The sequence below is a fragment of the Algorimicrobium echini genome, from assembly GCF_900115185.1.
In the GTDB taxonomy this organism is placed as follows: Bacteria; Bacteroidota; Bacteroidia; order Flavobacteriales; family Flavobacteriaceae; genus Algorimicrobium; species Algorimicrobium echini.
In genome coordinates, this window is record NZ_FOVN01000007.1 from 24,316 (window position 1) to 45,024 (window position 20,709).

At 32.7% G+C, this 20,709-nt stretch carries 17 protein-coding genes; 12 read left to right on the forward strand and 5 right to left on the reverse strand.

Going from position 1 to position 20,709, the window contains the following annotated elements; translation table 11 throughout:
* Positions 1-8 precede the first annotated feature (8 nt).
* Both BM239_RS13500 and BM239_RS13505 read left to right on the forward strand, forming a co-directional pair.
* The gene (locus BM239_RS13500; protein ID WP_177209048.1) at positions 9-1,097 is read left to right on the forward strand and encodes a glycosyltransferase; all 1,089 of its coding nucleotides are present in this window, start codon (positions 9-11) and stop codon (positions 1,095-1,097) included.
* On the forward strand, positions 1,081-1,491 hold the full coding sequence (locus BM239_RS13505) for a sugar 3,4-ketoisomerase (RefSeq protein WP_092209540.1): 411 nt from the start codon (positions 1,081-1,083) through the stop codon (positions 1,489-1,491). Before BM239_RS13500 ends, BM239_RS13505 begins: the two co-directional genes overlap by 17 nt.
* On the opposite strand, the gene BM239_RS13510 is transcribed toward BM239_RS13505, so the two are convergent.
* The 3 genes from BM239_RS13510 to BM239_RS13520 all read right to left on the reverse strand — a co-directional run bounded on the left by BM239_RS13510 (position 1,474) and on the right by BM239_RS13520 (position 4,148).
* Positions 1,474-2,412 (reverse strand): glycosyltransferase family 2 protein, encoded by a 939-nt coding sequence (locus BM239_RS13510; protein WP_092209542.1) that lies wholly within the window; start codon positions 2,410-2,412, stop codon positions 1,474-1,476. The genes BM239_RS13505 and BM239_RS13510 overlap by 18 nt on opposite strands.
* Positions 2,413-3,306, reverse strand: coding sequence for a glycosyltransferase family 2 protein (locus BM239_RS13515; RefSeq protein WP_092209544.1), 894 nt, complete (start codon positions 3,304-3,306; stop codon positions 2,413-2,415).
* Between the two features lie 161 nt (positions 3,307-3,467).
* Positions 3,468-4,148, reverse strand: coding sequence for a cell division ATP-binding protein FtsE (locus tag BM239_RS13520; protein ID WP_092209546.1), 681 nt, complete (start codon positions 4,146-4,148; stop codon positions 3,468-3,470).
* Positions 4,149-4,392: 244 nt separating this feature from the next.
* Between BM239_RS13520 and BM239_RS13525 the strand changes: the two genes are divergently transcribed.
* From BM239_RS13525 to BM239_RS13545, 5 genes are all read left to right on the forward strand, one after another.
* Positions 4,393-7,425: a tetratricopeptide repeat protein gene (locus BM239_RS13525; RefSeq protein WP_092209548.1), complete on the forward strand. Its 3,033-nt coding sequence runs from the start codon at positions 4,393-4,395 to the stop codon at positions 7,423-7,425.
* Between the two features lie 54 nt (positions 7,426-7,479).
* On the forward strand, positions 7,480-9,234 hold the full coding sequence (locus tag BM239_RS13530) for a porin family protein (RefSeq protein WP_092209782.1): 1,755 nt from the start codon (positions 7,480-7,482) through the stop codon (positions 9,232-9,234).
* Between the two features lie 199 nt (positions 9,235-9,433).
* A complete protein-coding gene (locus BM239_RS13535; protein ID WP_092209550.1) occupies positions 9,434-11,971 on the forward strand; it encodes a T9SS type A sorting domain-containing protein in 2,538 nt (845 codons plus the stop codon).
* Between the two features lie 144 nt (positions 11,972-12,115).
* A complete protein-coding gene (locus BM239_RS13540) occupies positions 12,116-13,738 on the forward strand; it encodes an amidohydrolase (protein WP_092209552.1) in 1,623 nt (540 codons plus the stop codon).
* Between the two features lie 29 nt (positions 13,739-13,767).
* Positions 13,768-14,394 carry a hypothetical protein gene (locus BM239_RS13545; protein ID WP_092209554.1) on the forward strand — a complete coding sequence of 209 codons (627 nt, stop codon included), beginning with the start codon at positions 13,768-13,770 and terminating at the stop codon, positions 14,392-14,394.
* Here BM239_RS13545 and BM239_RS13550 read toward each other — a convergent pair.
* Positions 14,367-15,071 (reverse strand): class I SAM-dependent methyltransferase, encoded by a 705-nt coding sequence (locus BM239_RS13550; RefSeq protein WP_092209556.1) that lies wholly within the window; start codon positions 15,069-15,071, stop codon positions 14,367-14,369. The two genes, BM239_RS13545 and BM239_RS13550, sit on opposite strands and share 28 nt — an antisense overlap.
* A gap of 75 nt (positions 15,072-15,146) precedes the next feature.
* On the opposite strand from BM239_RS13550, the gene BM239_RS13555 reads away from it, so the two are divergent.
* The 4 genes from BM239_RS13555 (at position 15,147) to BM239_RS13570 (ending at position 18,069) form a co-directional block, all read left to right on the forward strand.
* Positions 15,147-15,641, forward strand: coding sequence for a YkgJ family cysteine cluster protein (locus BM239_RS13555; protein WP_092209558.1), 495 nt, complete (start codon positions 15,147-15,149; stop codon positions 15,639-15,641).
* A gap of 34 nt (positions 15,642-15,675) precedes the next feature.
* Positions 15,676-16,515, forward strand: a complete 840-nt coding sequence (locus BM239_RS13560) for a sterol desaturase family protein (RefSeq protein ID WP_092209560.1) — start codon at positions 15,676-15,678, stop codon at positions 16,513-16,515.
* A gap of 166 nt (positions 16,516-16,681) precedes the next feature.
* Positions 16,682-17,065, forward strand: coding sequence for a hypothetical protein (locus BM239_RS13565; protein WP_092209562.1), 384 nt, complete (start codon positions 16,682-16,684; stop codon positions 17,063-17,065).
* A gap of 215 nt (positions 17,066-17,280) precedes the next feature.
* A complete protein-coding gene (locus BM239_RS13570) occupies positions 17,281-18,069 on the forward strand; it encodes a hypothetical protein (protein WP_143094931.1) in 789 nt (262 codons plus the stop codon).
* Positions 18,070-18,076: 7 nt separating this feature from the next.
* Here the strand turns inward: BM239_RS13570 and BM239_RS13575 are convergent, their stop codons facing one another.
* Positions 18,077-19,342 (reverse strand): exo-beta-N-acetylmuramidase NamZ family protein, encoded by a 1,266-nt coding sequence (locus BM239_RS13575; protein WP_177209049.1) that lies wholly within the window; start codon positions 19,340-19,342, stop codon positions 18,077-18,079.
* Between BM239_RS13575 and BM239_RS13580 the strand changes: the two genes are divergently transcribed.
* Entirely contained in the window at positions 19,343-20,578 is a 1,236-nt protein-coding gene (locus BM239_RS13580; protein WP_092209566.1) for an ABC transporter permease, read from the forward strand.
* Positions 20,579-20,709 lie beyond the last annotated feature (131 nt).

Consider the following 20,709-nt stretch of genomic DNA (forward strand, 5'->3'; position numbering starts at 1 on the left):
AGATTTGTTTGGTAGTATCATCCCTTGGAAAAGGTGGTGCACAACATGCAGCAGCTTTGCAGTCTAAATTGCTATATAGGTTAGGTTACGATGTGCATATTGTTACCATTTTTCCGGACATATTTTATGCTTATTCTGGAACCTTATTTAATCTAGGGCTTTACAAATCTGAAAAACATTCGCTTTTCAACCGAGTTTCTAGACTATTTAAATTTAGAAGTTATTTAAAATCACAAAATTTTGATGTTATTATAGATCATCGTTCACGGGTACAATCCTACCGAGAGTTAATTATTTCAAAATTCATTTATAAAACGCCAACGGTATATGTAATTCATTCATTTGAAAAGAATATCATGTTTCCAAAACAAGACTGGTTAAGTGAATATTTGTATAAAAATGAGGTTATGGTTGGTGTTTCTGAAGGTATAACAACTCATTTTAAAAAGAAATATAACTTAAAGCACATTGAAACAATTTATAATGCTTTTGACTTTGAAACCATAGTAAAACGTGCGTCGGAGTCTCAAAGTGATCCGTTTTTAAAAAATGATTTCATCTTGTTTTATGGACGATTAGATGACCTTTCTAAAAACCTAAAATTGCTTATAAAGGCTTACAAAAATTCTGCTTTAATAAAACACAATTATAAACTTTTAATTTTAGGAAGTGGTTCTGATAAAGCCATGTTGACCGACTTTGTACAAACCCTTAAATTAGAAAAAGATGTCGTTTTTAAACCGCAAACCGATAATCCGTATGTGTATGCAAAACGTGCAAAATTTACGGTTTTAAGCAGTCGCTATGAAGGCTTTCCGTTGGTGTTACCGGAATCCCTATATTTAGAATCACCAGTTATTTCTGTTGATTGCCAATCGGGTCCCAATGAAATTATTAGCCATAAACATAACGGATTGTTAGTTGAAAATTATAATATAAATGCGCTGGCAGAAGCCATGAATAGTTTTATATTTGATGAACCACTTTATCAACACTGTAAATTTAATGCCAAAAAAAGTGTAGAAAAATTTTCGTTAGAAAATATTAGTAGTAATTGGAGAAAATTAATTGAAAATTTAAATGAAAACAACTATTAATGACGTTTTAACTGTTCAAATTCCAACAGTTAGTGATACACGAGGGAAATTGGCAGTAATTGAAAAAGATTGTGCTCCATTCGGTATACAAAGGGTTTACTACTTATATGATGTGCCAAGCGATTCCTACAGAGGTGGTCATGCACATAAAAAGCTATACCAAATGCTTATTGCTTTAAGTGGTAGTTTTGAAGTGCATTTAAAAGATGGTGAAAATGAACGCAAAATTACCTTAAATAAACCAGATAAAGGCTTACTCATTGTTCCAGGTATTTGGCGAGAAATTGATAACTTTTCTTCAGGTTCGGTCTGTTTAGTGTTAGCATCCGAAGCGTATGATGAAGGTGATTATATTCGTGATTTTGAAGATTTTAAATTATTTAAACGGACTTAAGTCTATATGAAACTGGCGTAATGCATTTTGAATGTTTAGTAATAATACAAGCATTCTTTTATTACAACCTAAAATAAAACGCTGCTTTCTATTTAAATTTCGCTGATCTAGCTGTTCTAAATAATGAGCCTGTTGTATTTTATTTCCAGCTAACTTATATTGAATGGCTATTGAAAAGCGGTTAAAATCTAAATACTTTTTTAAAGATGTATTGTGTTTTGCAGCTTCCTCATAGTCATCTAAATTTAAAAAACGCCGTAAATTGGTATTAGAGTTAGAAATTCTGTTTTCAGCATGTAAATTGTAAATGGCAGTAATGTTATTATTAAATGCTACGGGATGATTTAAGGCAATTCGAATCCATAAATCGGTATCTTCACCAGCGCCAAGTGTAATGTTTTCATCAAAACAGCCTAAAGTAATTAGGAGGTCTTTTGGGGCAGCTACAGCAGATGTCCAAGCTATACTGCTACTTAAACTGGATTTAAAATAATCTTCAACAATTCCTTTCCAATTTTTCGGGATGTTTATATAGTAGGGTTCTAAAGTAATATCACCTTTTTTCTTAATATAAGCATTCGCATATAAGCCACAATTTGGAAAGGTGTCAATAAGCTGTTTTAAGGATTTTAAATGGTTTGGTAACCACAAATCATCTGCATCCAAAAAAGCAATAAATTTAGCCGATGCTTTAGCTATACCATAATTTCGAGCATGAGACACTCCTTTGTTATTAATAGTATAAATATTAATTCTAGAATCTGTAAAACGCGTTAACTTTTCTAAACTGCTATCCGTAGAGCCATCGTTAACGATAATAATTTCAAAATCGGTAAAGGTTTGGTTTAACGCACTTTCTACGGTTTTAACAATAAAATTCTCCTTATTGTATAACGGAATAATAATAGAAAACACAGGCATTTATTTGGTGTATAGATTACAAAGGTAGCTTAATCTACATAAATCGAAAATGAAAAGTGACGGTTTTTCAGAAAGTAAGTTTTTTCTAAAAAAACCTTTGAATATCTTATAAACCAAAGCTAATAAATAATGAAGTCCCAATTTTTTTAGTTTAAAAAATACGCGTGTAATTTTCGTGTAATCTTTTGGAATAAGTTCTTGTTTTAAAAACAAATGTAAAGCATCAACTGATTCTAATGATTTTTTAAAAAAATGGTCACTTTCTTCTAAACCCAAATGATAAGTTGGATTTTCAATGTGTTCTACTAGAATGTTTTTCATTTTTAAATTATAAGAAAAAAGGGTGTCCTCATGTCTTAAATTAGGAATATTTTCATTGAAAGATACATTTGAAAAGACCGCTTTTTTAATCAGAAAATTTAAGGTTAAAAACGTCACGTAGCAGTTTTCTTGTCTGTATTTTGTAGGTAAAGCTTCTCGTTTATGACCATATACCCAGCGTAATAAATGACTTTGATTTGGCTTTTCTTTAGTGTATAAAATGCCACCATAAATAACTTCCGATTCAGGCTTAATGGCATCTAAATAAGTTGTAATAAAGTCTCTGTTTTTAGGAAATACATCGGCATCTAGAAACAACAACCAATCAAATTTGGCGTCTGTAGCTAATAGGTTTCTAATGGCGCTTCTTCCCATGTTTTTAGTTTGTACATGATAAGACGTGAATGCTAATGTATTGATGCTTTTATTCACGTTTATTATAAACTTATTCGTAGAACCATCATCATAACACCGAATTTCAAATGGAACATTTAAAGGGGTTATTTGCTTGTGAATTTCTTCAACAAGAGCGGTAATGTTATAATTGTATGTTGGAATTAAAATTGAAAGCATATATAACTTTGGTCAGTCGTTCAAATCTACAGTATTAATGGCGGTTTTTAAGCTTTAAATTATAGGTAAAACGGACTTTGTACATTTTAAAATTGTCTTAAAATAAAATATAAGCTTATTTGTAACGCTGTCAATTATTAAAGAAAGGCTTTAAATGTAAATTAGGCTTTGCGTTGCACCACCTCAAAAATCTGATTGTCGTCACATTTTAGGGTTTTACTCGGGTATTTCAATAGTAACGCATAATCGTGAGTTGCCATTAAAATGGTATTACCATTTTTATTAATATCACGTAGTACTTCCATGACTTCCACACTAGTTTGGGGATCTAAATTCCCAGTAGGTTCATCAGCTAAAATAAGTTCCGGATTGTTTAATAGCGCGCGTGCAATAGCCACACGTTGCTGTTCGCCACCGGATAATTCATGAGGGAATTTAAACCCTTTTGTTTTCATGTCAACCTTATCTAAAACCTCCTCTACACGTGTATTCATTTCCTTTTTGTCTTTCCAGCCAGTTGCTTTTAAAACAAATAGTAAATTCTCGTTTACCGTTCTGTCGGTTAATAATTTAAAGTCTTGAAAAACGACACCTAGTTTTCGTCTTAAAAAAGGAATGTCTTTTTCTTTTAAATTGCGTAAATCGAAATCTACAATACTGCCTTCACCTTTAGTAAGCTGTAAATCACCATACAGCGTTTTCATAAAACTACTTTTGCCAGATCCCGTTTTACCAATTAAATACACAAAATCACCTTTGTTAATTTCCACATTAACATCAGATAAAACTAAACTATCGCCTTGAAATATAGAGGCATCCTTAAGATGAAGTACGTGCTGCATGAATTTAAATAAATTATTTGTATTGTTTTATTACGCCTGACAAAGTACGTAATTATTGGTAAAATGGGAAAGCAGTTGGATAATTTGTTGCATAAATTTCGGCTTTTGGTATTCAAGTTGTAATCTTTGCGGTTTTCTGCCTAACAAGTCATATTTTTATATGTCTGTTTATAATTATAACATATTTCTAACGTTATAAAATACATATTAAATTATCTTTGATTTTAAATCTAAAAACGGTTTCATGTTGAAAAAAACGGTTCTTTTACTCATATTCTTATTAGGAATTCTTCTAAAAAGTCATGCCCAGCAATCCGAGGCTTACACCAATCATTTAGTGGATTATCAAAAAGCACTGACTTTATATAACAATAGTCAATATCAAGCAGCACAATCCTTATTTAAGGAGTTAAAAAAAACAGCAGACAATGATGAAATTATTGCTGATTGCGATTATTACGTGGCTAATTGTGCTGTTCGTTTAAACCAACAAAATGCCGATAAACTTATTGAAGATTTTGTTGAAAATCATCCAACAAGCACCAAGCGAAATTCGGCTTTTTTAGATGTAGCCGACTATTACTTTACTAATGGAAAATATGCGTATGCCAAAAAATGGTATGATCGTGTAGATGAAAATAGTTTGTCTAGAAGCGAACGTGATAAGTTTAGTTTCAATATGGGCTATGTAGCCTTTGCAACCAAGGACTATAAAACGGCTAGAAACTATTTGTCGCGTATTGAAAACTCCAAAGAATATGGCTCTCAAGCTAAATATTACATTGGGTTTATGGCTTACGAAAGTGATGATTATCAGGAAGCAAATACCTACTTTGATCAAGTTAGCGATCAAGAAAAATACAAAGAAAAACTGTCTTATTATCAAGCAGATTTAAATTTTAAATTAGGGAATTTTGACGAAGCTATTAAACTTGCCAAAGCCCAATTGCCAAAAAGCAACCGAGTTGAAATTTCAGAGCTCAATAAAATTATAGGTGAAAGCTATTTCAACCAGCAAAAATATGCGGAAGCCCTTCCTTATTTATCCGAATACCAAGGTAAAAATGGCAAATGGAATAATACGGATTACTATCAATTAGGTTATGCGTATTACAAACAAGGCGATTTTGAAAAAGCTATTTCAGAATTCAATAAAATTATTGACGGTAATAATAGTGTGGCGCAAAATGCCTATTACCATCTAGGAGAAAGCTATATCAAATTAAATAAAAAACAAGAGGCTTTAAATGCGTTCCGAAATGCATCACAAATGGATTTCGATTTAAAGATTCAAGAAGATGCTTGGTTAAACTATGCTAAAATTAGTTACGAAATAGGTAACCCGTATCAATCGGTTCCGCAGGTGTTAACAACCTATTTGGAAACCTATCCAAACTCAACCTATAAAGAGGAAATAGAAATTCTATTAATTGACTCTTATATCACCTCTAAAAATTATCAAGAAGCCTTAAAAATATTAGAAGGAAAACGCAGTTTTGCTAGTAAGGAAGCCTATCAGAAAGTAACCTTTTATCGTGGATTAGAATTGTACAATGAAGGCAATTATCAGGAAGCAAAAGCACTTTTTAATAAATCCATTAAAGAAGCCATTAACGAAACTTACACAACGCGTGCAACCTTTTGGAAAGCCGAAAGCGATTATAATCTAACAAATTATGATGAAGCATTAATAGGTTTCAAACAGTTTCAACAATCCAATACCGCTCAAGTAACACCAGAATATAAAAACAGTGATTATAACCTAGCTTACACGTATTTTAAACAAAAAAATTACACGAAATCGAGTGAATATTTTAACAAATTTCTTCAAAGAGCAGATTTAGACCCTGTACACTTAAACGATGCGTATTTGCGTTTGGGTGATGCGCATTTTGTATCCAGTAATTACAGTGCTGCTATTGCTGCTTATGAAAAAGCTGTAAAAATAAACAAGGTGGATGCTGATTATGCATTTTTTCAAAAAACATTAAGTGAAGGTTACGAAGGTAAATCTTCACAGAAAATAAGTGGTTTAAAAGAATTTATTCAGAAATATCCAAATTCAACACTTCGTGATGATGCCATGTACGAACTGGGAAATTCTTACATAAAAGCAAATGAAACGGTAGAAGCCATGAAAATGTACGATCGTTTAGCAAATGAAAACCCGAGAAGTACCTTCGTTCCTAAAGCCTTATTGCGTCAAGGTTTGGTGCATTATAATGCCAGTAGAAATAACGAAGCACTCGATAAATTTAAAACCGTAGCAACTAATTATCCAAATACAGCGGAAGCCAATCAAGCGGTTTCAACTGTCAGGTTAATTTATATAGATTTAGGTCGCGTTAATGACTATGCATCATGGGTTCAAACGCTAGATTATGTATCTGTTTCTGATGCCGATTTAGATAATGCTACTTATGAGTCTGCCGAGAAGAAATATTTAGATAATAAAACAGACGATGCCATTAAGCAATTTAATGGCTATTTAAATCAGTTTCCAAATGGGCTTCATAACTTGAAAGCGCATTTTTATGTAGCCCAGTTGTACTTTAAGAAGGATTTAAAAGAAAATGCAGCGCCACATTACCAGGCGGTTATTAGTGCTACACCAAGTGAGTTTACTGAAGAAGCTTTATCAAGATTATCACAAATTTATTTAGATGCAAAAGATTGGTTGTCGGCTATTCCAGTACTAAAACGCTTGGAAAGTGAAGCCCGTTTTCCTCAGAATGTCGTTTATGCGCAATCCAATTTAATGAAAGCCAATTATCAATTAAATAAATATAATGAAGCTGTTGGGTATGCTGAAAAGGTATTGCAACAATCAAAAATTGATAATAAAATTACCAGTGATGCTTATGTTATCATTGCGCGTTCTGCCATGAAAACAAACAATGAAACGCGTGCGAAAACAGCTTATGCCGAAGTAGAAAAAACGGCGTCTGGCGAAACAGCTGCAGAAGCTTATTATTTTAAAGCATATTTTCAAAATAAAGCAGGAGATCATGAAGCGTCTAATATTACGGTTCAAAAATTAGCCAAGGATTTTTCAGGTTATAAAAAGTATAGTGCCAAAGGTTTGGTACTTATGGCTAGAAATTATTACGCTTTAAATGATGCCTTTCAAGCTACCTATATTTTAGAAAGCGTTATTGAAAATTTTAAAGATTATGACGATGTGGTTACAGAAGCTCAAATTGAACTAACCAAAATTAAAACTGAGCAAGCAAAAACAAACGCATCCGTACAAGAACAAGATCCAGAAGGAAACTAATTGGATATAATTATGACAAAACAGCAGCAATTTCAGCAATCTAAAAATAAATCTATGCGCAAGCACATTCAGATAATAGTTACAACTTTATGCCTTTTAACAACCGTTTTTTCTTGGGCGCAAGAACGCGATAAAGATACTTTAGATACCAACGTTATTAATGTGGTTAAACCGTATACGCCTTCTATTTCCGATGCGTTCAAGGTGAAAGAAACACCATCATTAGATGACGATGTTACGGCAACTAAAAAGGACATTGAGTATAATATTTTTTCCATTCCAGTAGCGTCAACATTTACGCCTGCAAAAGGTAAAGCAGCTGTTTTAGATAAGCAAAAGGCACCTAAATTGTATGATAATTATGCATCTTTAGGATTTGGAAGTTATACGAGTATTTTAGGAGAGGTATATTTAAATCATGCCATTAGTAGAACAGAAAATGTTGGCGGTTATTTTAGCCATCATTCGTCGCAAGGTGGCATTGATGACTTACTGGTGGATGATAATTTTTACGACACCAAAATGCAAGCAACTTACGGTCAAAACAATCGCGATATGTCTTGGAATGTCAATCTTGGCGGTTTGCACCAAATGTATAATTGGTATGGATTAGATCAATTGCGTTTTACAGAAGCAGATGCTCAAGGCCTTGACGTTGGACATACGTTTTATGGTGTTCATGTTGGAGGTGATGTTGCTTTCGAAGATTCCTATGTCGATAAAGGAACTGTATTGTTTAGATATTTTGGAGATGATAACGGGTCGGGAGAAAATCATTTCAATGCGAAAATAAGTTCCGATATTGCTATTAGCGATTTCGAAATCAATGCAGAATTAACCATTGACTATCTTGGAGGTAGTTTCGATAGAAATTATATAACGAATAACGAATTGAAATACGGAAATTTCAACATTGGTTTAGCACCAACGTATCAATTAATTCAAGAGGATTTAACATTAGATCTAGGTGTAACCTTGGTATACTTAAACGATACCGAAGCTGGAGACAACAAATTCTATGTGTATCCAAATATTTCTGCTTCCTATCGTGTGGTGGATGAGTTGGTTATTGCGTATGGTGGTATTAAAGGAGGCTTAATTCAGAATACCTATTATAGCTTTGCGCAGGACAACCCATTTGTGTCACCAACATTAGGCATTATGCCAACAGATCAGCAATATCACGCTTTTCTTGGACTGAAAGGAAAAATATCGAATAGTATGGGTTATAATATAAAAGGTGCTTACATAGCTGAAAATGATAAAGCCTTATTCCGAAACAATTTAATTCCTTTTGGTTTCGATTTAAATGAAACCTATCAATATGGGAATTCGTTTGGTGTTGTTTATGATAATGTATCAACCTTTTCATTTGGAGGCGAATTGAATGTGGATGTGAATCGTAATTTCACCTTAAGTCTGGCTGCCGATTATTTTATTTATGATACTAAATATGAAGCCGAAGCCTGGAATTTACCTAACTTAAAGGCATCGTTATTTATGGACTATCAAATTAGCGATAAATGGTTTGCAGGTGCGAGTCTGTTTTATGAAGGTGAACGCGAGGCATTATCAGGTTTTCAAACCATTGATAATCCGTTATTTCCTTCATTGTTAAACCCAACACAACAAGTAACATTAGATGGCTTTTTTGATGCCAATGCACATGTTGGTTACCATATCAACGACCGATTATCAGTATATGCAAAAGCTAATAACATAGCAGGCCAGAATTACCAACGCTGGGTGAATTATCCTGTTCAAGGTTTTCAAGCTTTAGCAGGTGCGACTTATAAGTTTGATTTCTAAAAGATAACAGGTCATTGCGAGGAGGTAACGACGTAGCAATCTCATTAATTACATCTAAAATTACTATAAAAGCGTTCAAATTTGAACGCTTTTTTTATTTACTAACGTCTGATATTCAATCGCATTTATTTTATCAATATTTGGAATCATTTAATTTGTTAAAATAAATATTATATTGCCTGCTCTTAACTAATATATAATGAAAAAAATCTACTTTTTACTATTGGCTTTTATGGTCATTACGTTTGCCCAAGCCCAAATTGTTAATATTCCTAATTCTAGTTTTAAATATAATTTAGTGAATTTAAACTGTGTTGATGTCGATAATGATGGTGTGGCTGATTTTGATGCTGACACAAATAATGATGGTGAAATTCAGGTTTCGGAAGCTGAAGCTGTGGTCCATTTAAGGTTAACTAGTGGGAATATCACTTCTTTAATTGGTATTGATGCATTTTCAAATTTAGAAACTTTATATATTCGTAGTAATACTAATTTGACATCACTTGATGTTACAACCTTATCGAATTTAACTAGTCTCACTTCATTTCAAAATGGATTGACTTCAATAAATGTTAATGGGTTAACCAACCTAACTTATTTGCAGGTAGGCTTTAGTCAATTAACAGCAATAGATTTAGGTGGGTTAACAAATCTTAATGAATTAATTCTTAATAATAATTTATTGACCACGTTAGATATAAGTAGTTTAACAAATCTTGAAATTTTGCAATGTAGTACAAATCAATTAACAGAATTGGATGCAAGTGGTTTGTTGAATCTTGAAAATTTAGATGTTGGAGCGAACCCCTTAAATACGTTAAATTTATCAGGATTAATAAATCTTGAAACCTTGTATTGTTTCAGTAATTCCTTGACAACTTTAGATGCAAGTAACTTAAGTAGCTTAAGCTATTTAAATTGTAATTTCAATCCAATGACACTATTAGATATTAATGGGTCATTTAACTTAATTGAATTACAGTGTCGCGATACTCAATTGGAAACAATTAATTTAGATGGATTATATAACCTTAGAGAAATATATGGTGATGGTAGTCAGTTTACAGAATTAGATGTTAGTATGTTGCCAAATCTTCAGGCATTGGATTTAAAAAATAATCAGTTAGAAACATTAAATTTAAGTGCATCTTCAAACATTACTTTCTTACAGCTTCAGAATAATCAATTAAAATCAATGTTTCTTAAGAATGGAAGCGAGTTTACAGGTTCTACTTTAAGTTTTAATTTTATAAATAACCCTAATTTGGAATATATATGTGTTGATGATTTTGAACTTGATAGCATTTTAGCTAAAGTTGATAATTATGGCTATACAAATTGTGTTGTTAATTCCTATTGTTCATTTGCACCTGGAGGCGAGTTTTACACCATTCAAGGAGAAAGCAAATTAGATACAGATTCCGATGGCTGTAATATTAACGACCCAATATTTCCTAATTTAAAATTTAATATGACAGATGGGAATAGCACAGTAACTATTATTTCTAACGCAACTGGAGACTATTCTATTCCAGTACAGACAGGCAGCCAAACCATAACACCAATTTTAGAAAACCCAACATACTTTACTGCGACACCTACAAGCGTAATTGTCAATTTCCCTTCAGATTCAAGCCCATATAATCAAGATTTTTGTGTACTGCCAAATGGTATTCATAATGATTTAGAAATAATCATTTTAGCATTAGAACAAGCACGACCAGGTTTTGATACAGATTATAAAATAATATATAAAAACAAGGGTAATACAGAACTTTCGGGAACAGTGAATTTAACATTTCAAGATGAGGTTATGGATTTGATTTCCGCAAATCCTGTTGCAGATACACAAATTGTTAATGAATTATCATGGAATTTTTCAAACTTACTACCTTTTGAGAGTAGAGAGATTAAATTTACCATGAATTTAAATGCTCCAACTGAAGCACCTCCTCTAAATGTAGACGATGTTTTAATATTTACTGCAACCGCCAATCCAGTTTCTGGAGATGAAACACCTGATGATAATGAATTCATTTTAAATCAACCCGTGGTAAACTCGTTTGATCCAAACGATAAAACTTGTCTGCAAGGTGAAACTATCACGCCTGAACAAGTTGGCGAGTTTGTGCATTACATGATTCGTTTTGAAAACACAGGAACAGCTAGTGCTATAAATGTGGTGGTTAAGGATGAAATAGACACTAATAAATATGATGTGTCTTCGCTTATTCCACTAAATTCAAGTTATGAGTTTGTTACAAGAATTAAAGATGACAATGTGGTGGAATTTATTTTTGAAAACATCAATTTACCGTTCGATGATGCTACTAATGATGGTTATGTATTATTCAAAATTAAAACATTAGAAAGTTTAACGCTTGGCGACACATTTTCAAACGATGCGGAAATTTATTTTGATTACAATGCGGCAATAATCACAAATGACGAACTAACAACGGTTGCCGAAAACCTATCCATTCAAGAAACAGAATTACAATCAACAGTCGAGATTTACCCAAATCCAACAAGCGATTTTGTACATTTAAAAAGTGTTAATCCAATAGAATCCGTAGTCGTTTATGATATTCATGGTAGACAAATTCAAGCTTTTTATGTAACAGGATCATCTAATAACACAAAAATAAACTTGGTTAATCATGCTAATGGTGTTTACTTCTTAAAGATTAAAACCACAATTGGTGTACAGACTTCAAAAATTATTAAACAGTAGGTTTTTAGCTGAATATATTAATAAGCACATATTTAAAATAGTAAAAGCGTTCAAATCTGAACGCTTTTACTATTTTTACAAAACGGTCATGTACCTATGCCAGCTTATAAGCGGAACGCATTGATAACTTATATTTAAATTACTATGAAAAAACTTTTAACACTAGCCATTTTTGCAACCATACTTTCTTGTGAAAAAGAAAAAATAGCAGTTGATACACTTGTAATTAACGGAAACATCTACACGGTAAACGGTAATTTTGATAAAGCGGAAGCCTTCGCCATAAAAGATGGTAAGTTTTTAGAAATTGCCTCTTCAAAAATACTTCAGGAAAAATACGCTGCAGATACTATTATAGATGCCCAAGGCAAAACTATTGTGCCAGGTTTAATTGATGCCCATTGCCATTTTTATGGATTGGGAATGAATTTGCAAGAAGTAGATTTAACAGGAACGACTAGTCTGGACGCGGTAATAAAACGTGTATTAGACTATCAAAACGAAAGGCAAATGCCCTTTATAATTGGTCGTGGTTGGGATCAAAACGATTGGGATGACAAAAATTTCCCGAATAAAAAGTTATTAGATGCTTTATTTCCTGAAACTCCTGTAGCATTAACTAGAATTGATGGTCATGCTATGTTATGTAATCAAGCGGCATTAGATTTAGCTAAAATTACTAAAGACACAAAAATTGAAGGAGGCGAAATTAGTGTTGAAAATGGTGAACTAACAGGTATTTTAATTGATAACCCAATGCTTTTGGTGGAAGCTGTTTTTCCAAAACCAACCAGAACACTTCAAATTAACGGATTATTAGATGCTCAAAAAATATGTGCTGATTTCGGTTTAACCACCGTTTCAGATGCTGGATTAGATAGAGGTGTCATTGAATTAATTGATAGTTTACAACAAACAGGCGATTTGCAAATGCGTGTTTATGCTATGATTTCTAACACGAAAGAAAATTTAGATTATTATTTGCCTAACGGAAAAATTAAAACAGATAAGTTAAATGTGCAATCAGTAAAAGTCTATGCAGATGGCGCATTAGGTTCCCGTGGAGCTGCCCTTAAAGCACCATATTCGGATAAAGAAAATCATTTTGGTGCCATGGTTATTGGTCTGGATGATTTTAAAAAGTTAGCCACCCGTATTGAAGCTGCAAATTTCCAAATGAATACGCATGCTATTGGAGATTCCGCTAATAGATACGTTTTAGCAACGTATAATAAAACCTTACAAGGAAAAACCGACAAGCGATGGCGCGTGGAACACGCACAAATAATTACAGACAACGATTTTGATTATTTTAAAAATGAAAACATCATTCCTTCCATTCAGCCAACACATGCCACTAGCGATATGTATTGGGCGGAAGACAGGTTAGGAGCCGAACGTATAAAAGGGGCATATGCTTATAAAACACTTTTAGATATAAGTGGAAAAGTAGCATTAGGAACTGATTTTCCAGTAGAACAGGTGAGTCCGTTTTTAACCTTTTATGCAGCCGTTTCTAGGAAAGATGTTTCTGGCTTTCCTGATAATGGCTTTAATATGAAAGATGGTTTAAGCAGAGAAGAAACTTTGAAAGGGATGACTCTTTGGGCTGCTTACTCTAATTTTGAAGAAACCGAAAAGGGCAGTATTGAAGCTGGAAAACTTGCCGATTTTATTATTCTTGATCGTGATATAATGAGTGTCGATATTCATAAGGTTCCTGAAACAAAAGTTGAGCAAACTTATATAGGTGGTAAAAGTCTATAAAAAAATATAAGTTAGATTAAATTATTAAGATGAAAAAAATTAGTACCCTAATTGTTTTCCTGTGCTTTCAGTTTAGTTTTTCTCAATATAATACGGATTGGGAAGAAGCGGTTGTTTATTTAAAAGATGGTACATCTTTAAAAGGTGAAGGAAGAATGTCTATGCAATCTTCTCCTATTACTTCAGGTGGTAACGAAACGTTCCGGCTTTCGGAAGGCAAGGGGAAACCAACACATACTTTAAAAGCTAAAGACATTGATAGTATTGTTTTTAAATTGGATTTCAGAACAAAAATAAACGGGAGAAAAGAGGATAGAAAAAGATCTGCTAGATTTGTTGTTTTTCCTAAAAATGAGAAAGAATCTAAATTTGGTTTTGCTGAATTGCTTGTTGATGGAAAATTACGACTGTTGCAAAGAACGGTATCTTCATCAAATAACAACCATCACAGAATTTTTGATCAACAATTGCTTCAATTTAAAGGAGAAATTCCTTTAATCGGGTCTACCAATATGGGTCTACCAGCGTTTAAAAAGAAAGCGAAAGAGTACTTTCAAGATTGTCCTACCTTGGTAAGTAAATTAGAAGCGAAAACCTATAGAAGTGATGATTTGGAAGCTATAGTAAATTACTTTAACGCTAATTGCGCCAAATAATCAAAATGTTCACCTTCCAGTATCTTTTTACATTTTAAACCAACCGATTGACAAGCAAGGTTTAACGTTTCAAAATCTAAATACAACCATTTCATTGGAATTTCATCTTCGCCTTGGTAACTTAAATAGTAGTCCAATTCGCCATAATAATTCGCTTGGGTGTCAATCCATAATCCGCCATCATCATCTTCGTACATATATTTTATATCTGAAGAATCTATTAAAATCTGACCATCAGGTTTCAACAGCGATTTTAAATGTTTTAGGTACTTACTGACTTCCGATAGCTCTTGGAAAATTCCCGTACCATTCATTAATAATAAAACGGTGTCAAAAGTTTCGGTTTCATCCAAAAGTGATTTTAACACCGCGTTTTTAACACCGCGTTTTTTAGCAACAGCAATGGCTCCCTCGGAAATATCAATGGCTTTAACCGAAAAACCTTTTTCTTGTAAATATAAGGTATGACTTCCTGCACCACAACCAACATCTAAAATGGTTCCTCTTGCTAATTTTAATGCTTTTTGTTCTAGTTTGGGCATTTCTTTAAAGCGCCTAAATAAATAAGGAATGGGTAATTCATCATCTTCAGAAATATTAGTAGATGTGATTATGTCTTCTGTGTAATTGCCAGATTGGTAGTCTAATAACGCCTTCCCGAATAAATCTTTTGTCATAACTTTTATAATAGGCAACTCTTAAAATGGTTTAAAATAGAAAAGGTTTAAGCTAACTTTCGTTACTTTTGCAATATGCAAAACATGTTAAATATCCTTCCAAAACTTGCCAAAGATAAGCATAAGGAAAATAAAGATTTCTTTAAAAGGCTAAAAAAGAAGCCACCCAAACAATTGGATTACATCATGCAAGAACTTCATGATGCTGAATTTCAAAAAACCGATTGTTTAGCATGTGCAAATTGTTGTAAAACAACAGGGCCTTTATTTACAAATAAAGATGTAGAGCGCATTTCAAAGCACTTTAAAATGAAACCACAACCCTTTATCGATCAGTTTTTGCGTATTGATGAAGATAACGATTACGTGTTACAATCCGTGCCATGCACGTTTTTAGGTGCCGATAATTATTGTAGTATTTATGAAGTAAGACCAAAAGCCTGTAGCGAATTTCCACATACAGATAGAAAGAAGTTTCAGCAAATTTCTAATCTTACTATGAAAAATGTTGAAATCTGTCCTGCAGCTTATAATATTGTTGAAGAAATGAAAAAACGGATTAAATTTTAAATTGAACTTTTACTATATTTAAGCAAAAAAGAATTTGGAGGCTATTATTACATACTTTGAAACCATTCCTACTTTACACCGCAGTATTTTATTAGTTGGTGGTATTATGTTTTTCTGGTTTTTAGAAGGCGCTTTACCTTTGTTTCAATTTAGCTATAAAAAATGGAAGCACGCTTGGCCAAATTTATTTTTTACGCTAACAACCATCATAATTAACTTTGGATTAGCTTTTTTATTACTAAAATCGACAGATTGGGTTGCAGCAAATAATTTCGGAATCATTAATTGGTTACCCGACATGCCATTAGGTTTATATGCACTTTTAGGTGTGTTACTATTGGACTTTTTCGGAGCTTATTTAGCGCATTTTGTAGAACATAAAGTTAAACCGCTTTGGATGGTTCATTTGGTACATCACACTGATCATTATGTAGATACCACAACTGGAAACAGACACCATCCAATAGAGAGTGTTATTCGGTTTACTTTTACCATTCTTGGTGTGCTCATTGTGGGAACACCTATAGCTATTGTGTTTTTATACCAATCGCTTTCCGTTATATTTACACAATTAACACATGCTAATATAAAAATGCCTAGAAAGCTTGATAAATTCATGAGTTATGTGTTTGTGTCGCCTGATATGCATAAAGTTCACCATCATTATATTCTACCATATACAGATTCTAATTATGGTAATATTTTTTCTGTTTGGGACAGGCTCTTTGGAACCTACATGAAATTAGATCGTGATAAAATTGTTTATGGTGTAGATGTGTTTCCAGATGAAGTGGCTAATGGTAAAATAGGGGAATTATTAAAGCAGCCTTTTCAAAAATATCAAAAGCCCACTGTTATAGCACATAAGGAGTAGAATTGGTTTGTGTTTTTAATATAAAACACCTACTTAAGCCATTTTCATCCGAGTTTCTTGCTGTTTATAGATATTATGATAATAAACTTACTCCGTTTGTTTAGATTTATCACGAGAGATTAATATACTGTTGTTGTGTTAGTTATGAATATAACACAATGATTTTATGAGAATATACATTTTCCTGATATTACTATTAATTGTTTTTTTTAATAGTCATTTAGCCATTTCCCAAAGTAGTTATAGAGCCAAAATAGAAAAGAACACTAATTTAGAAGCGCAAACGTTATTTCACGAATTAAATAAAACTACGGATACACTCCTATTACAAAGTCCTACCAAAATTAGTCATATTTATTCTATTAATACAGCCTATAAACGAGAAATAGATAGATATATAAATACAAAAAATTATAAGTTACCACTTCAAAATTTATCTAAAGGTAAACATGTTTTAGTAGTTTCTCAATCAGCTAAAAAAATAGTTTTTGTAATTCACATAATAGATGCTTTTGCAACTATTGAAAGGAGCAAACTAACCTATAACTAAATAAGTTAGAACCGTATTTTAATAACCTGCAAGCGCCATATTTTATCTGTTTGTCGATTATTTCTTCAACAATAATCTGTTTGTCTAATAAATATAAAACCTGAACGAATAAATATTCATTTATTTGAGGTGCTTGTTGCAACTCATTACTTTTACAGTATTAAATATCTGATTAATAGCCCTAAAACAGATTGTTTAATTTAAAGATATTCGTCATGAAACTATTTAGTAAAATGATGTTTATGATTTTAGTTACTAGTTGCCATTTTGTTTCCCTCGCACAAAGTAATATCTATTCTACTATAACAAAAAACATAAATAGTAAAGCAGCCACTTTGGATCATAATTTGAACACTTCAGGTGATACCTTGTTGCTTAAAAGTAAATTTCCTCTTTCAAAAATTGAAATTATTAGTGATTCTGGTGTACAAGTTATGCCACTTGGTGGTGATAAAAAGGATGTAAAAGTGCCTTTAAGTTTTTTAGATGTTGGTAATTATACGCTTTCTGTATTATTTATAGAAGGTAAAGATGATACTTATATCTACAGTAAAACCGTGGTTTTTAAAATTGCTAGATTGCTACCAATAATGGAGTTTACAGCGGCTAATACACGATTAGCAACAACTACAGACCTGGATAACGACATGGTTTTAAAATCGTCTGAAGTAAACGATTCAGAACCAAATAAATTTGCGAATTCAGAAAAGAAATCCAAACAACTTCATGACATAAAAAGTGTTTTGATAAATGAACAAACCCGAAAGCAGTTTTATCCTTCAGGTGAAACAACGTTAAAGGAAGAAAAATTTATTAATAATAATGAAGCCTTAGCGACATCCAACAATTCAAAAATTAGTAAACGTGATACCGAAGGGACAATTTTTGTTCCTTATAGTTTGTCTGATCCGAGACGTCTGAGTAATGATAAACGCTACGTCATTCAAACACGAGCAGAATACAGAGCAGTTAACTTAAGACCAAACGGAAAGCCCTACGATTAGTAATGGCCTACTGGTATATTAAATAAGGCTGTCGCATGGTGTCATAGCTTTGCAAATCACGAACCCATGTTTTCTTAATTTCATATGCGGTATGACGTGTTTCAATTTGTTTTTGCAACTCATCGGTTCCAGCTAATTTTATGAAAAAGTTATTGAAAAAAGTGTCCTTATCCGGTGTTGCCTGGTAAGCTCTAATTAAATAATTCAAATCCAATCGGTTTAATGGTTTCGTGTCGCTTAAATCCAAACCATAACAAACTTTTCCTTCATGTTTTGGATATTTGGAACCTTCATTTGGTTTTGGAGTAAACTCAAAATTATAATTGAACATCTTTTTGTCCAGAAATGGACTTCCAAAAATTTGAAACTGTTTGTCTGTTCCTCGTCCAGCACTCACGTTGGTGCCTTCAAAAAAACACAAACTTGGATACAGATTTATAGCCACATCATTCGGTAAATTTGGCGATGGTTTAATGGGTAAACTATAAGCTGTTTGGTGCGTATAATTTTTTACAGGGATAACAGTTAGCTTACAATTAACGTTGTTTTTCAACCACTTTTCGCCATTTATCATTTGGGCATATTCGCCAATAGTCATACCATGAACCACAGGAACTGGATGCATGCCAACAAAACTTTTATGAGCCATTTCTAAAACAGGACCATCTATATAATGACCGTTTGGATTGGGTCTGTCTAAAATTAAGAGCGGAATATTTTGTTCTGCACAAGCTTCCATAACATAATGTAATGAGGATATGTAAGTGTAAAAACGGGCACCAACGTCTTGAATGTCAAAAATTATATAATCAATATCAGCCAATTGTTCAGGTTTTGGTTTTTTATTATCGCCATAAAGTGAAATTATAGGCAAGCCGGTTTTGGTGTCTATTCCATCTTTTACAACTTCGCCAGCATCAGCAGTTCCGCGAAAACCATGTTCGGGCGCAAATACTTTTTTTATGTTTAAGTCTAATGCCGCTAATGAATCTACCAAATGTGTGTAACTTGAATGTCCCGAGTTTTTAAATATAACGGAAGTCTGATTGGCAACAATGCCAATTCGTTTTCCTTTTAAAAGTGGTAAATAGACATTAGTTTGATTAGCACCAACCACTAAATCTTTTTTCGTTTCAAGATTAGAATGTGCTGCTTTTTGAAGCATATTTGTTTTTTCAGCTGATTCTGTTTGTGAAAAGTTTCCACAAGAAATCAGTACCATAACAAATAATAAAACTGTATTTTTGAATCGATTTAAAAGTAATTGCATCATTTGAATTTCGAATATTTTATAGCAAAACGCATTATTGACAGTAAAGCGTATAAAAGTAGCGTTTCGGCACCAATAATAAAAATTGGAATTGCTGCTATAGCTATTGGTATTATTGTGATGATGATTTCCATTGCCACTGGAATAGGGCTTCAACAAAAAATTCGTGATAAAGTAGTGGCTTTCAACGGTCATTTAATGATTTCCAAGTTTGGTGATAATAATTCGCAAGAGAGTGATGGGGCACTTTCATTAGACCAAGATTTTTATCCTGAATTCAAATCGGTTAAAGGTGTTTCTCATATTCAGGGTGTAGCCACTAAATTTGGTATTATAAGAACGGAAACTGATTTTGAAGCCGTTATTGTAAAAGGTGTTGGTACGGATTATAAATGGGACTATTTCCAAGAATACCTAGTTAAAGGCAAATTACCAGAATATACAGATGCCTACAGTGAAGATGTGTTACTATCTGAATACATAGCCAATAGGTTGCATGTAACAGTTGGAGACACCATTCAAACCTATTTTGTTAATAATGACTACAACAAACAGCCACGTATTATTCCGTACAAAATTGTGGGTATTTATAATTCTGGATTTCAGGAGTTTGATAAAACCTATGTTATTTCGCATATCAAACATTTGCAACGTATTAATAAATGGGAAAAAGACCAAGTAGGTCATTTTGAGCTTTTTGTGGACGATTATTCGCAACTAGACCCTGTACGCGAGCAAGTTTATCAAAACACACCACCTGAATTTAATACGGTTACAGTAGAGAAAAAATTCGAATCTATTTTTGAGTGGATTACTATTTTTGTTAAAAACATTTATGGTATTATTGGTATTATGATTCTAGTCGCCGGTTTTAATATGGTTACTGCTTTATTAGTACTTATTTTGGAACGAACCCAAATGATTGGTATTTTAAAAGCATTGGGAAGTAATAATTGGACCATTCGGAAAATATTTTTATACAACGCCTCCTATTTAATAATTTTAGGCTTATTCTGGGGAAATCTCATAGGTTTAGGTATTCTATTAACCCAAAAATATTTTAAAATTTTCCCGTTAGATCCTAATGTGTATTATGTAAGTGAAGCACCTGTTTACTTAAGTATCACTTATATTGCCGCTTTAAATATAGGAACGTTTATTCTTTGTTTACTCATGTTGTTGATTCCTTCTTACATTATTACTAAAATATCGCCAGTTAAAGCTATTCGTTTTGAGTAGTAGGTAGTTTGTGGTAATCAGGGAGTTACATTAAGTTTTTTAAGCTATCTCCATAATATCTGTAAAATCGGCTCTATGAATCACTGCATATTTCCATCAATCTGTGTAAACACACTCCCAAACAAAAAACT

Excerpts from the sequence above, each read along its gene's own strand:
- BM239_RS13505 (WP_092209540.1), top strand. The coding sequence starts at position 1,081 with ATGAAAACAACTATTAATGACGTTTTAACTGTTCAAATTCCAACAGTT.
- BM239_RS13510 (WP_092209542.1), bottom strand. The coding sequence starts at position 2,412 with ATGCCTGTGTTTTCTATTATTATTCCGTTATACAATAAGGAGAATTTT.
- BM239_RS13515 (WP_092209544.1), bottom strand. The coding sequence starts at position 3,306 with ATGCTTTCAATTTTAATTCCAACATACAATTATAACATTACCGCTCTT.
- BM239_RS13520 (WP_092209546.1), bottom strand. The coding sequence starts at position 4,148 with ATGCAGCACGTACTTCATCTTAAGGATGCCTCTATATTTCAAGGCGAT.
- BM239_RS13525 (WP_092209548.1), top strand. The coding sequence starts at position 4,393 with ATGTTGAAAAAAACGGTTCTTTTACTCATATTCTTATTAGGAATTCTT.
- BM239_RS13530 (WP_092209782.1), top strand. The coding sequence starts at position 7,480 with ATGCGCAAGCACATTCAGATAATAGTTACAACTTTATGCCTTTTAACA.
- BM239_RS13535 (WP_092209550.1), top strand. The coding sequence starts at position 9,434 with ATGAAAAAAATCTACTTTTTACTATTGGCTTTTATGGTCATTACGTTT.
- BM239_RS13540 (WP_092209552.1), top strand. The coding sequence starts at position 12,116 with ATGAAAAAACTTTTAACACTAGCCATTTTTGCAACCATACTTTCTTGT.
- BM239_RS13545 (WP_092209554.1), top strand. The coding sequence starts at position 13,768 with ATGAAAAAAATTAGTACCCTAATTGTTTTCCTGTGCTTTCAGTTTAGT.
- BM239_RS13550 (WP_092209556.1), bottom strand. The coding sequence starts at position 15,071 with ATGACAAAAGATTTATTCGGGAAGGCGTTATTAGACTACCAATCTGGC.
- BM239_RS13555 (WP_092209558.1), top strand. The coding sequence starts at position 15,147 with ATGCAAAACATGTTAAATATCCTTCCAAAACTTGCCAAAGATAAGCAT.
- BM239_RS13565 (WP_092209562.1), top strand. The coding sequence starts at position 16,682 with ATGAGAATATACATTTTCCTGATATTACTATTAATTGTTTTTTTTAAT.
- BM239_RS13570 (WP_143094931.1), top strand. The coding sequence starts at position 17,281 with ATGAAACTATTTAGTAAAATGATGTTTATGATTTTAGTTACTAGTTGC.
- BM239_RS13575 (WP_177209049.1), bottom strand. The coding sequence starts at position 19,342 with ATGATGCAATTACTTTTAAATCGATTCAAAAATACAGTTTTATTATTT.